11 protein-coding genes are annotated in these 12,913 nt (G+C 76.2%); 6 read left to right on the plus strand and 5 right to left on the minus strand.

Going from position 1 to position 12,913, the window contains the following annotated elements; all coding sequences use genetic code 11:
• The first annotated feature begins 451 nt into the window (after positions 1-451).
• The 5 genes from ahcY (at position 452) to ACPCUX_RS04370 (ending at position 6,556) form a co-directional block, all read left to right on the plus strand.
• A complete protein-coding gene (gene ahcY / locus ACPCUX_RS04350) occupies positions 452-2,005 on the plus strand; it encodes an adenosylhomocysteinase (RefSeq protein WP_370512506.1) in 1,554 nt (517 codons plus the stop codon).
• A 40-nt stretch (positions 2,006-2,045) separates the two neighbouring features.
• Complete coding sequence (locus ACPCUX_RS04355; RefSeq protein ID WP_034651704.1) at positions 2,046-2,654, plus strand: hypothetical protein; 609 nt, start codon at positions 2,046-2,048, stop codon at positions 2,652-2,654.
• Positions 2,655-2,736: 82 nt separating this feature from the next.
• The gene (locus tag ACPCUX_RS04360) at positions 2,737-4,272 is read left to right on the plus strand and encodes a sensor histidine kinase (protein WP_423388233.1); all 1,536 of its coding nucleotides are present in this window, start codon (positions 2,737-2,739) and stop codon (positions 4,270-4,272) included.
• Between the two features lie 115 nt (positions 4,273-4,387).
• On the plus strand, positions 4,388-5,047 hold the full coding sequence (locus ACPCUX_RS04365; protein ID WP_034651737.1) for a response regulator transcription factor: 660 nt from the start codon (positions 4,388-4,390) through the stop codon (positions 5,045-5,047).
• A 156-nt stretch (positions 5,048-5,203) separates the two neighbouring features.
• Positions 5,204-6,556, plus strand: a complete 1,353-nt coding sequence (locus ACPCUX_RS04370) for an acyltransferase family protein (protein ID WP_423388234.1) — start codon at positions 5,204-5,206, stop codon at positions 6,554-6,556.
• Here the strand turns inward: ACPCUX_RS04370 and ACPCUX_RS04375 are convergent.
• A complete protein-coding gene (locus ACPCUX_RS04375) occupies positions 6,529-7,347 on the minus strand; it encodes an RDD family protein (protein ID WP_034654446.1) in 819 nt (272 codons plus the stop codon). The genes ACPCUX_RS04370 and ACPCUX_RS04375 overlap by 28 nt on opposite strands.
• A gap of 86 nt (positions 7,348-7,433) precedes the next feature.
• On the opposite strand from ACPCUX_RS04375, the gene ACPCUX_RS04380 reads away from it, so the two are divergent.
• Positions 7,434-8,423 carry a stage II sporulation protein M gene (locus ACPCUX_RS04380; RefSeq protein WP_396052412.1) on the plus strand — a complete coding sequence of 330 codons (990 nt, stop codon included), beginning with the start codon at positions 7,434-7,436 and terminating at the stop codon, positions 8,421-8,423.
• Between the two features lie 11 nt (positions 8,424-8,434).
• On the opposite strand, the gene ACPCUX_RS04385 is transcribed toward ACPCUX_RS04380, so the two are convergent.
• From ACPCUX_RS04385 to ACPCUX_RS04400, 4 genes are all read right to left on the minus strand, one after another.
• On the minus strand, positions 8,435-9,769 hold the full coding sequence (locus tag ACPCUX_RS04385; protein WP_423388235.1) for a winged helix DNA-binding domain-containing protein: 1,335 nt from the start codon (positions 9,767-9,769) through the stop codon (positions 8,435-8,437).
• 7 nt (positions 9,770-9,776) lie between these two features.
• Entirely contained in the window at positions 9,777-9,899 is a 123-nt protein-coding gene (locus ACPCUX_RS04390) for a hypothetical protein (RefSeq protein ID WP_255179365.1), read from the minus strand.
• A gap of 568 nt (positions 9,900-10,467) precedes the next feature.
• Positions 10,468-11,760 carry a DUF58 domain-containing protein gene (locus ACPCUX_RS04395; protein ID WP_085387531.1) on the minus strand — a complete coding sequence of 431 codons (1,293 nt, stop codon included), beginning with the start codon at positions 11,758-11,760 and terminating at the stop codon, positions 10,468-10,470.
• 10 nt (positions 11,761-11,770) lie between these two features.
• On the minus strand, positions 11,771-12,745 hold the full coding sequence (locus ACPCUX_RS04400; protein WP_034656053.1) for an AAA family ATPase: 975 nt from the start codon (positions 12,743-12,745) through the stop codon (positions 11,771-11,773).
• Between the last annotated feature and the right edge of the window lie 168 nt (positions 12,746-12,913).

A 12,913-nucleotide genomic window follows, 5' to 3' on the forward strand; every position in this document is an offset into this window, starting at 1 on the left:
GCCGGTTGCCCCCGCAGGGGCCGGCGCACACAGGGCCTCACGCTGATCCGATGTCAATCGGTTCGCGCCCACCCTGCCTGATTCGAGGTTCAACTTCTACCCAGGACCCCCGCACCGGGGGCGATTCCAGGACGATTCTTGACCGAGCATCGTTGGAATGGTGCGGATGACGGCGGAACCGGGATCGTTATCCCTTCGTGATCTTGAGATGGTCAAGCGTTCGTGTTACGCGCGCGCCCGGGCGCGCGCGCCGGACGAACGGTGGTGCTCCGGGACCGGGCGGTCCGCGCCCCGGCCGGACGGCGTCGTCCTCGGTAGGCTGGTGCCGGGCGGGCCGCGGTCCCGTCCCGCGCGGACGGGAGCCCCCAGCGCAGCAACCGACCAGTCATCGGCAGCCACCGCGGAGCCGGCACCACCGGCCCCGCCGGCACCGAGAACGCACAGGAGAACCATGTCCACCACAGCGCAGGCCCCGACCTCCGGCGCCACCCCCGGCTTCGACGAGATCCCCGGCCGGTACAAGGTCCGCGACCTGTCCCTGGCCGAGGCGGGCCGCCACCAGCTCCGCCTCGCCGAGCACGAGATGCCCGGACTCATGGCGCTGCGCGCCGAGTACGGGGAGTCGCAGCCGCTCGCGGGCGCCCGCATCGCCGGCTCCCTGCACATGACCGTGCAGACGGCCGTCCTCATCGAGACGCTCGTCGCGCTCGGCGCGCAGGTGCGCTGGGCGAGCTGCAACATCTTCTCGACGCAGGACGAGGCGGCGGCCGCCGTCGTCGTCGGACCGCACGGGACGCCCGAGGACCCGCAGGGCGTCCCGGTGTTCGCGTGGAAGGGCGAGAGCCTCGAGGAGTACTGGGACTGCACCGAGCAGATCCTCGTGTGGCCGGGGGACGAGTCGCCCAACCTCATCCTCGACGACGGCGGCGACGCCACGATGCTCGTCCACCTGGGCCTGCAGTACGAGCGCGCGGGCGTCGTCCCGCCGGACACGCTCCCGGGCGAGCCGGACCACACCCACGAGATGAACGTCGTGCGCGGGGTGCTGCGCCGCGCGCTCGAGGCCGACCCGCTGCGCTGGACGACGATCGCGCAGGAGATCCAGGGCGTCACCGAGGAGACGACGACGGGCGTGCACCGCCTCTACCAGCTCGCCGAGTCGGGCGAGCTGCTCTTCCCGGCGATCAACGTCAACGACTCGGTCACCAAGTCGAAGTTCGACAACAAGTACGGCATCCGCCACTCGCTGCCCGACGGCATCAACCGCGCGACCGACGTCCTCATGGGCGGCAAGGTCGCGTTCGTCGCGGGCTACGGCGACGTCGGCAAGGGCGCGGCCGAGGCGTTCCGCGGCCAGGGCGCGCGCGTCATCGTGTCCGAGGTCGACCCGATCTGCGCGCTCCAGGCCGCGATGGACGGCTACCAGGTCGCCCGGATCGAGGACGTGCTCGGCGAGGCCGACTTCTTCATCACGACCACGGGCAACAAGGACGTCATCCGCGCCGAGCACCTCGTCGCGATGAAGGACAAGGCCGTCGTCGGCAACATCGGCCACTTCGACAACGAGATCGACATGGCCGGCCTCGCCGAGGTGCCCGGGGTGTCGCGCACCGAGATCAAGCCCCAGGTCCACGAGTGGACGTTCGCGGAGCCGGGCCCCGACGGCCAGCCCGCGGGCCGCTCGGTCGTCGTGCTCTCCGAGGGCCGCCTGCTCAACCTCGGGAACGCCACGGGCCACCCGTCGTTCGTCATGAGCAACTCGTTCTCGAACCAGGTGATCGGCCAGATCGAGCTCTACGAGGACGCGACGGCCGCCGCGCGCGAGGGGCGCGAGCGCGCCTACGCACGCCAGGTCTACCGTCTGCCCAAGGTGCTCGACGAGAAGGTCGCGCGCCTGCACCTCGACGCGCTCGGCGTCCGGCTCACCGAGCTCTCGCCGTCCCAGGCGGACTACCTGGGCGTCCCCGTCGAGGGGCCGTACAAGCCGGAGCACTACCGCTACTGAGCACTGCCCCGAGTCGTCCGGCACGCGCCGAGGAGGTCGCATGGACCCGTCGTCCGACGAGCGCACGCCAGTCGTGCCCTCGCCCCCCGCGGGCGAGGGCACGACGGGGCCGGCCGACGAGGTGCGCGACGAGCCGCCGCCCGGCCGGGTGCGGCCGCTGTGGCACCGCGTGGGCGACCGCTGGGAGCGCGAGCCCCCGCACGACCTCCTGTACGGCGCGATCGTCGCGGGGTTCGTCATGGCGGTCTCCAGCGTGCACGCCCCGACGGGCGACCGCGTCGTGCTCGCGACGACCCTCGTGGCGGTGGGCTACTGGCTCGCGCACTGCTACGTGGACGCGGTGAGCGGACGCTTCCACGACACCGGGCACTCGCTGTGGGGCCGCACGGTCGTCGCGCTGCGGTCCAACGTCGGGGTGCTCCTCGGCGCGCTCCCCGGGATCGTCGTGTACCTCGTGGCGCTCGCGGCCGGGCTCGACGCCGAGGGCGCCGCCCTCGTCGCGGTGTGGTTCACCGTCGTCCTGCTCGGCGTGGTGGGGTTCCTCGCCGCGTACCGCGCGGGGGCGCGCGGAGGCCTGCTGGTGGGGGAGACGCTGCTCGCCGCGGCGTTCGGCGGCGTGGTCATCGCGGTCAAGTACCTGCTGCACTGAAGGCAGGCACGGGGGTTGTCCCCACCCGGGTGCGGCGGACGCCACCCTGTCGTCGCCGCGCGCGCGCGCCCAGACTGGCACCATGACTGCCGTGACCCCTGACCAGCCGAGCGTCGTGCCCGCGGGCGATCCCTCGCCGGGCGTGCCCGACGCGGTCGTGCCGACGCCGCACCCCTCCGCGGTGCCGTCGTCGCCCGCCGCGCCGTCGGACCCCTCGGCGTCCGCCGTGGCCGCCGCGCCCGGGGTCCCGGGCGCGTTCGCGGGCTCGCAGCCCGACCCGCGGTACGTGGACCACCGCGAGCGGGTCGGCTTCGCGCGCGCGCCGTTCGCGGGGCGCACGTGGCGCGAGTACGGGTACCTCTCGCTCGCGCTCCTGCTGGCGCCCTTCGCGTTCTCCTACGGGCTGTTCTCCGTGGTCTTCCTCGTCGCGATGATCGTGCCCGTCCTGGGCCTCGTCGTCGCGGGGTGGGTCGTGGTCGGCGGGCGCGGCTGGGGCTCGATGTACCGGTCGCTCGCGCGGTCCCTGCTCGGGGTCGACGTCGCCGCCCCCGCCCCGTACACCCGCCGCCGCGGCTTCTGGAGCACGCTGTGGAGCGGGATCGGCGACGGCACGGGGTGGCGGGCCGTGCTGTTCCTCCTCGTGACGTTCCCGCTCGCCATCCTGTCCTTCGTCGTGAGCACGGTCTTCCTCGCCGTCGGGCTGGGCGGCATGACGCACTGGATCTGGTCGCGCTGGCTCCCGCTGCAGCAGGCCGCCGACGGGTCGTGGCACCGCGGCGCGCAGTTCGGCGTCGACTGGTACGTCGACACCCCGGCGCGCCAGCTCGGCCTCGTGCTCGTCGGGGCGCTCTTCCTCTGGGTGTGGCCCCACATCACGCGCGCGTTCGCGCACCTCTTCCGCGTGCTCACCGTGGCGCTGCTCGGCCCCACGCTGTCCAGCCTGCGCGTCGCCGACCTCGAGGAGTCGCGCGGCCGCACGGTCGAGGACGCCGACGCGAAGCTGCGCCGCATCGAGCGCGACCTGCACGACGGCACCCAGGCGCGCCTCGTCGCCGTCGCGATGCAGCTCGGCGAGGCCAAGGAGCAGCTCGCGGCGGGCGGCGACGCGGGCGACGCGCTCGAGCTCGTCGACCTCGCGCACTCGTCGACCAAGGAGGCGCTGGTCGAGCTGCGCGAGCTCGCGCGCGGCATCCACCCGCCGGCACTCGACAACGGCCTCGCGGTCGCGCTCGAGACCCTCGCGGCGCGCTCGCCGCTGCCGGTGACGGTCGACGTCGACCCGGCCGTCGAGGCGTCCGGCCGGCTCGCCCCCGCGGTCGAGTCGATCGCGTACTTCTGCGTCGCCGAGCTCGTGACGAACGCGGTCAAGCACGCGCGCGCGTCGGGCGTGTACGTGCTCGTGGAGCGCCAGGGCGGCGGCCGGGGGGCCCGCCTGCGCCTGCGGGTGCGCGACGACGGCCAGGGCGGCGCGCGCGTCGTGCAGCCGGGCTCCGACGGTCACCGCTCGGGGCTCGCCGGCCTCGCGGAGCGCGTGCGTTCCGTGGACGGCTCGCTCGAGCTCACGAGCCCCGTCGGCGGGCCGACGGTCGTCACGGTCCTCCTGCCCGTCCGGGTCTGACGTGCTGCGCACGGACGGGACGGTCCTGCCCGGGCGGCGGGGCGGCGTCGGGCAGGATGTCCCCGGGGCACCGCGCCCGCCCGGGCCGCCCGGCCCGCCCGACCGGAAGGACACCATGCGGCTCGTCATCGCCGAGGACTCCGCCATCCTGCGCGACGGTCTCGTCGCGCTCGTCACCCGCCGCGGCCACGAGGTCGCGGCGGCGGTCGCGGACGGCGACGAGCTCGTCGCGCAGGTCGCGCGGCTCGCGGCGCAGGACGCGCTGCCGGACGTCGCCGTCGTCGACATCCGCATGCCCCCGACGTTCACGGACGAGGGGCTGCGCGCCGCCCTCGCGCTGCGCGCGGCGCACCCCGACCTCGGGGTGCTGCTGTTCTCCCAGTACGTCGAGACGCGGTTCGCGAGCGAGCTGCTCACGGGCGGGGCGCGCGGCGTCGGCTACCTCCTCAAGGACCGGGTCGCGGACGTCGGCGAGTTCGTCGACGCGCTCACGCGCATCGCCGCGGGCCAGACCGTCCTCGACCCGGAGGTCGTGAGCCAGCTCATGGGCGCGTCGCGGTCCGACGACGGTCTCGCGCGCCTCACGCCGCGCGAGACCGAGGTGCTCGAGCTCATGGCGCAGGGCCGGTCGAACTCCGCCATCGCGGAGGCCCTGTTCCTCTCCTACGGCGCGGTCGAGAAGAACGTCACCTCGATCTTCGGCAAGCTCGGGCTCCCGCAGGACGCCGGCGACCACCGCCGCGTCCTCGCGGTCCTGCGCTACCTCAAGGTCTGAGCGGCTCATGGTCTGAGCAGCGGGGGACAACCCCCCGGAACCTGGGTGGACGACCGCGACGCGGTCGGGGGACCGTCCCGTACCGGGACGAAGGGGATGTTTCGAGACTGGTGAGCACCGGGAGACCTCCCGGGCCCGCCGACCGAGGAGCATCCCGTGGCCGTCCTGTCGCCACCCCCCGCCCGACCCCGCGCGTCGTCGCCCGTCCTCCCGGCCGCGCGCCGGACCCGGGACGGCGGCCCGCCGGCCCCGCGCCCGGACCGGCCCGGCGCGGCGGCCGCGGCGGGCGAGGGGCCGCGTCGCCCGTCGCGCGACGTGTTCGTCGACGCCGTGCGCGCCGTCGCGACCCTGAGCGTCCTCACGGTGCACTGGCTCATGGCGGACGCGACGTGGGACGGCGACCAGCTCCGGATCGGGAACGCGCTCGCGCACGGCGCCGGGTGGGCCGTGACGTGGGTGCTCCAGGTGCTCGCCCTGCTGTTCTTCGCGGCGGGCGCCTCGGCGGCGTACGGGCTGCGGCGTGCCGGCAGCCCCGGCGGGACCGCCGCCCGGGGCCGGGTCGTGACCCGCCCGAGCGCCCTCGCCGACCTGGCCGACGGCGCCCGCCTCGCGGGCGCCCGGCTGCCGCGCCTGCTGCGGCCGGTGGCCGTCTTCGTCGGGGCGTGGGTGGTCGCCGTCGGCGTCCTGCTGGCCGTCGGGCTCCCGGCCGACGCCGTCCGCTCGCTCGCGACGCTCGCGCCGCAGCTCCTGTGGTTCCTCGCGGTCTACCTCGGCCTCGTCGTGCTCACGCCGCTCCTGCGCCGCGCGCTGCACGCCGCCGGCTGGTGGGCCGTCGCCGGGCTCGCCGCGGCCCCGCTCGCGGTCGAGGCCCTGCGGTTCGGCGCCGGGCTCGAGCGGCTCGCGCTCGTGAACGTGGTGCTCGTGTGGGCCGTGCCCTACGCGGTCGGGCTCCTCTACGCCGACGCCCGCTCGGGCCTGCGGGTCGTGCGCCGGGGCCGCGTCGTCCCCGTCGCCGTCGTGCCGCGGTCCCGCGTGCTCGTGGCCGCCGGGCTCGCCGCGGCGGCCCTCGCCGCCCTGCTCGTCGCCGTCGGGCCCTACCCGGTCTCGCTCATCGGCATGCCGGGCGACGCGATGTCCAACCTCGGGCCGCCGACCGCGCCCGTCGTGCTGCACGCCGTCGCGCTCGTCGCGCTCGCGCTCGCCGCGCGGGGACCGCTCGTGCGCTGGGCCGACGGCCGGGGGCGGTCCGTCGTGCGCGGTCTCGCGCGGCGCTCGATGACCGTGTACCTGTGGCACCTCACCGCGATGGTGGTCGTGGTCGGGGTCGTCCTCGTGGTGCTCGGGCAGGAGCTCCCGGCCGTGGGCGGCGCCGACTGGTGGGCGAGCCGGCCCGTCTGGTTCGGCGCGTTCGCCCTCGTGCTCGTCGGGATCGCGCGCGTCGTCGGGCGCTTCGAGGACGCTCCGACGGGCCGCCGCGCGCGTCAGCGCGTCGGGTCGGGCACCGAGTAGGGGAGCCGGTGGAGCAGCTCGGCCTGCTCCCGCGCGGCGGCCTGCGCGCGGTGGGCCGTCGCGCGGTCCCGGTCGCGGCGCTCGGTGAGCACCGCGAGCAGGAACGTCTCGGGGTGGGTGCCGGGCGGCGGGCCCGGCGCGACGTACCGCTCGACCTGCCCCGCGAGCTCCTGGCCCAGCCGTGCGCGCGACGCCGGGTGCAGGCGGTCGGCGCGCCCGAGGAACTGCCGGGCGGCCAGCGCGAGGCCGTCCGGCAGCCGGCGCATGTCGGCGTGCGCGGCCCACGCGGCGAGGTAGGGCGGCATCGCGAGCGGGGCGAGCGTCGGTCGCCCGCCCCGCACCCGGATCGCGTACGTGCCCGCCGCCATGTCGCCGAGCCGCTTGCCCTTGTCGTTCGTCAGCGACGCGACGAGCGCGACCGAGCCGAACGTCAGCCAGATCTCACCGACCCCGACGAGCGCCCGCAGGAACGCGTGCCGGAACCGGACCGGGCCGCCGTCGTCGCGCACGACCCGGATGCCGAGCGCGAGCTTGCCGAGCGAGCGCCCGCGCGAGAGCGTCTCGACCGTCGTCGGGATGACGACCATGACGAGGACCGAGAACGCGATGAGGATCGCGGTGACCAGGTCGAGCTCGAGCGAGCCCAGCGAGGCGCCGAGCACGAAGAGCGTCGCGACGAAGAACACCAGCACGACGAGCAGGTCGAGCGCGAGCGCCAGCCCGCGCGTCACGAACGACGCCGGTCGCGCGTCCAGGACCACGCCCTCGCCGATCACGATGCCCTCGCGCACGCCCGCTCCCGTCCTCGCCGTCGCGGGTCCTGCCCGCCCGTCGGTCGGCGCACCGGCGGCACGCCCCGTGTGGCAGGGTATCGGTCGTGGACCTCGACGCCTTCACCGACGTGCACGGCGCGGAGTGGGACCGCCTCGACGCGCTCGTCCGCCGCCGCACGCTCGACGGCGCGGAGGCCGACGAGCTCGTCCGGCTCTACCAGGCCGTCGCGACGCACCTGTCGACCGTGCGCTCCGTCGCGCCGGACCCGGTGCTCATCTCGCGCCTGTCCGTGCTCCTCGGGCGCGCCCGCACGCGCATCGCGGGGGCGCACGAGCCCGCGTGGCGCGACGTCGTGCGGTTCCTCACGGTGTCCCTCCCGGCCGCGCTCTACCGGATCCGGTGGTGGTCGGTCGGCGTGACCGCCGCGTGCCTCCTCGTCGCGCTCGTCGCGGGCGTCTGGGTCGCGACCACGCCCGAGGGCCTCGCCTCCATGGGCCCGCCCAGCACCCAGGAGGAGTACGTGAACGACGCGTTCGCGTCCTACTACGACCCGGGCGTCGACTTCGCCGCCGTCGTGTGGACGAACAACGCGCGGATCGCGGCCTTCTGCGTGGGCCTCGGGATCACGGGGGTGTTCCCCGCGTGGGTCCTGTTCCAGAACGCGGTCGGCATCGGCTCGATCGGCGGCATGATGGCCGCGCACGGCGAGCTCGCGCTCTTCCTCCAGCTCATCGCGCCCCACGGGCTGCTCGAGCTCATGTCGATCTTCGTCGCCGGCGCCGCCGGGCTGCGGATCTTCTGGGCGTGGATCGACCCCGGCCCCCTGCCCCGCTCGCGCGCCCTCGCGCAGGAGGGCCGGGCGCTCGTCACCGTCGCGATCGGCCTCGCGATCGCGCTCGCGGTCTCCGGCGTCATCGAGGGCTTCGTCACCGGGTCGGAGCTGCCGTGGTGGCTCAAGATCGTGATCGGGGCGGTCGCGCTCGCGGCGTTCTGGGTCTACACGATCGTGCTCGGACGCCGCGCGGTCCGGGCCGGGGAGACGGGCGACCTCACGGCCGACCACGCGGGCGACACCGCGCCCGTCGCGGCCTGACCCGCGACGCCTCAGCCGTCGACGACGACGCGCGCCCCGGCGTCCGGCCACCCGCACCGCACCCAGTCCTCGGCGCGCGCGACGACCTCGTCGCGCACCGCGGGGTCGCGCAGGCGGTCGGCGAGGCTCGGCGCCTCGCCGCCGGGCGCGCCGGGGCCGCTCCGTGCGCGCAGCGGCCGCACCTCGACGTGCACGACGACGTCCGTCCCGTCGGCCGGGCGCGTCCCGTCGGCCGGGGCCGCCGCTCGGGCGCCGCGCGCGGCCGCTGCTCGGGCGCTGGGGGTGCCTGGGTCCGCTGCTCGGGCGCTGCGCGCCGCCGGTGCCGCCGGGCGGGCCGTCCAGGCGCCCGCGACGCGGCCGTCGACGAGGACCGCCGCCGCGACCTGACCGTTGACGCTCACGACGCTCGTGACCGGCAGGTCCCCGAGGACGCGCGTGCGGTCGTCGTGGGACAGGAGCAGGTTGTCGAAGTCGCCCGCGAGGACCACGGGCACGGGCTCGTCGCCCGGCGGGCGCGGCGCGTCGGGCAGGTCGAGGAGCTCGGTGCCGGCCGGGCCGGTGAACGTCACGAGCTCGGGCCGCAGCACGTCGACCGCGGCGCGCAGCCGGGTCAGGCCCGCCCAGCGCTGCGCGTCGGCCACCGACGCCGGGCCGAACGCCGCGAGGTACCGGCGCACGAGCCGCACGCGCGCCGCGAGCGTTGCGTCCGGGTCCGTGCCGTGCGCGACGGCGTCGAGGGCGTCGTCGGCCCGACCGAGCCAGGCCTGCGCCGTCGTCCAGGTGGTCGTGGTGCCCGCGCCGCTCGCGCCCCACAGGCCGCGGGGCGGGACCTGCACGAGCGGGAGCAGGCAGCGCGCCGCGTACGCGAGGTGCTTCGGGTCGACGTCGGGCCAGCGCTCCGCGAGGCGCCGCCCCAGCTCGACCGACGTCAGCGGCTCCGCGAGCAGGTCGCGCGCCGCGCGCTCGAGGTCGTCGAGGTCGACGTGCGCGAGCGCGGTCCCGTGCTGGTTCCGCGACCGCAGGTAGGTCGCCAGGCCGGGGCGGGCGAGCGCCGTCAGCTCGAGCGCGTCGTCGGCCGCGACGAGGTGCACCGTGCCGCGCAGCGTCGCGACGCGCACCACCTGGCGGTCGAGCAGGCGGTCGCCCAGGTCGTCCGGCGCGAAGCCCGCCAGGCGCGACCAGAGCGCCGGGTACGGCGACGACGGGACCTGCGACTGCAGGCCGACGAGGTGCCGCACCTCGTCCAGCACGGTCGCGTCGCGCGGTGCCGCGAGGTGCTGGCGCGCGAGCAGCGCCCGGTTGAGGTCGTCGTGGCTCAGCCGCGGCCCGAACCGCTCGTCGGCCATCGGCCCGTCAGGACAGGACGATCGCGAGCGCCGGGACGAGGAACGTCGCGAGCAGCGCCACCACGACGATGATCGCGACGCGACGGTTGCGCCGGACGCGCTGCCGGGGGTCGGTCGGCTGCCAGGCCACGGGAGCCTCCTGAGGTCGGGATGGACGTGCTGGACGACCCTACCTCCCGCCCCTGACGGTCGGGGGAGAGGGCCCCTGCACCACCTCCCGCGAGGTAGAGGCCTGGCCTCCCGAGGTAGAGCCGTGGTTCCGCGAGGTAGAGGCGTGGGTTGCGCGAGGTGGAGCCGTGGTTGCGCGACGTGGAGCCGTGGTTGCGCGAGGTGGAGCCGTGGTTGCGCGAGGTAGAGCGTTGGTTCCGCCAGGTAGAGGCGTGGTCGCCCAGGGTGGGCCTGCCCACGCTCGGAGGGACGACGACGTCGGGCCACCTCAGACGGGTTGCGCGCCGACCGGACGGTCGTGGCGCCCGACAGGGCGCTTCTGGTGGCCCGGCGCCGCAGACGGAGCCGGGATCCCTGCTCGGCGAACCCGGGCACCCTCGTCCCGTGAGACCTGGCCTCTACCTCGCGCGGCCTCGGCTCTACCTCGTGGGACGACGCCTCTACCTCGTGAGACCGGGCCTCTACCTCGTGCGACCGTGGCTCTACCTCGCGCGACCACCGGCTCCGGCTCGGTGGCCCCCGGCGGGGGCTCAGAGGCGGCCGGCCGCCTTGAGCGCGAGGTAGGTGTCGGCGAGGCGGGGGGCGAGGTCGTCGGGGAGGGCGTCGACGACCTCGACGCCGCGCTGGCGCAGGACCGTCGTCACGGCGGCGCGCTCGATCTCGCCGCGCGCGGCGGCCGCGGCGTCGTACACCTCGGCGGTCCCGGTGCGGTCGTCGCGCAGGGCGGCGACCTCGGGGTCGCCCGCCGCGGCGAGCACGACCTGGTGCTTGGCCGTGAGCTGCCCGACGACGGGCAGCAGGCCGGACTCGACGGCGGCGGCGTCGAGCGTGGACAGGAGCACGACGAGCGCGCGCTGCGACAGGCGCTCGTGGACGGTGCCGACGAGGCCGGGCCAGTCGGTCTCGAGGAGCGCGGGCTCGAGCGGCGCGAGGGCGTCCGCCATGGCGGGCATGAGGCGCGGCCCGGCGGCCCCCGCGACGCGCGAGCGCACGGTGCGGTCGTAGGCGACGAGCTCGACGCGGTCCCCGGCGCGCCCCGCGAGCGCGGCGAGCAGGAGCGCCGCCTCGATGCTCGCGTCGAGGCGCGGCGCGTCCCCGACGCGCGCCGCGGACGTGCGGGACGTGTCGACGACGATGAGCACGCGGCGGTCGCGCTCGGGCCGCCACGTGCGCACGACCATGTCCCGGCCGCGCGCCGACGCGCGCCAGTCGATCGAGCGGACGTCGTCGCCGAGCACGTACTCGCGCAGCGAGTCGAACTCGGTGCCCTCGCCGCGCACCTGCACCGCGGCGCGCCCGTCCATCTCGCGCAGGCGCGCGAGGCGGCTCGGGAGGTGGCGTCGCGACGCGAACTCGGGGAGCACGCGCAGCCGCCCGGGCACGGGGATCGACGCCTGGCGCGCGGCGAGCCGCAGCGGGCCGAACGAGCGGATCGTCACGCGGTCCGCGACGCGCTCGCCGCGGCGCGTCGGGACGAGCACGGTCGTCACGCGCGTCGCCTCGCCGGGCGGCAGGTCGACGTCGTGCCGGTTGACCTGGGTCCCCGCGGACGGCGGCCACGCGTCGCGCACGAGCGCGCGCAGCCGCCGCGGGGCGAGGTTCGTCAGCGTGAGCCGGGACGCCGTCGCGTCGGTGAGCCGCACGGAGCCCGCGACGCGCCGCTCGATCGCGACACGCCGCGGGGACGCCGCGAGGGCCGCGTCGAGCGCGCACAGCGCGACGACGAGCAGCGTCCACACGAGCACCGTCCCCGGCACGGGGACGAGCAGCACGGGGACGATCCCGAGCGCCGCCAGCACGACGGCGCGCCACGTCAGGGCCACGAGCGACGCCTCAGCGGGGGACGGGGACGGACGCGAGCACGGTGTCGAGCACGCTCTCGGCCGTCACGCCCTCCAGCTCGGCCTCGGGCCGCAGCTGCACGCGGTGGCGCAGCGTGGGGTGCGCGAGGGCCTTGACGTCGTCCGGCGTCACGTAGGAGCGGCCCGAGAGCCACGCCCACGCGCGCGACGTGGCGAGCAGCGCCGTCGCGCCACGCGGGGACACGCCGAGGGACAGCGAGGGGGAGTGGCGCGTCGCGCGGCACACGTCGACGGCGTAGCCGAGCACCTCGCGCGCGACCTGGACGCGCGCGACCTCCGCGCGGGCGCGGTCGAGCACGTCGCGCCCGGCGACGGCGCGCACCCCGGCGCCCGCGAGGTCGCGCGGGTTGAAGCCGGCGGCGTGCCGCGCGAGCACCTCGACCTCCTGCTCGCGCTCCGGCAGCGGCAGCACGACCTTGAGCAGGAAGCGGTCGAGCTGCGCCTCGGGCAGCGGGTACGTGCCCTCGTACTCGACGGGGTTCTGCGTCGCGATGACGAGGAAGGGGTCGGGCAGCGGGCGCGGCGTCCCGTCGACCGAGACCTGCCGCTCCTCCATGGCCTCCAGGAGCGACGCCTGGGTCTTGGGGGGCGTGCGGTTGATCTCGTCGGCGAGCAGGAGGTTCGTGAAGACCGGGCCCTCGCGGAACGAGAACTCGGCGGTCCGCGCGTCGTACACGAGCGAGCCCGTGACGTCGCCGGGCATGAGGTCGGGCGTGAACTGCACGCGCTTCGTGCCGAGGTCGAGCGACGCGGCGAGCGTGCGCACGAGCAGCGTCTTGGCGACGCCGGGCACGCCCTCGAGCAGCACGTGGCCCTTGCAGAGCAGCGCGATGAGCAGGCTCGTCACGGCGCCGTCCTGCCCGACGACGGCCTTGCCGACCTCGCTGCGGACGGCGGCGAGCGCCTGCCGCAGCTCGGGCGACGGCGCGGGCGGGGCGTCGTGCACCGGTGCGGGGGTCGGGGTCGGGGCCGGCGTGGCGGGCGCATGGCCCTGGGCGTACGGCGCCTGCGGGGCGGGTGCCTGCGGTCCGGGCCGGTGCGCGGGCTGGCCGGCGGCCGCGCTCACGCGGTCGGCGGCGCCCGGGTCCTGGGCGGGCGGCGCGTAGCGGTCGGG

This window comes from Cellulosimicrobium sp. AB352 (assembly GCF_049538415.1).
In the GTDB taxonomy this organism is placed as follows: domain Bacteria; phylum Actinomycetota; class Actinomycetes; order Actinomycetales; family Cellulomonadaceae; genus Cellulosimicrobium; species Cellulosimicrobium funkei.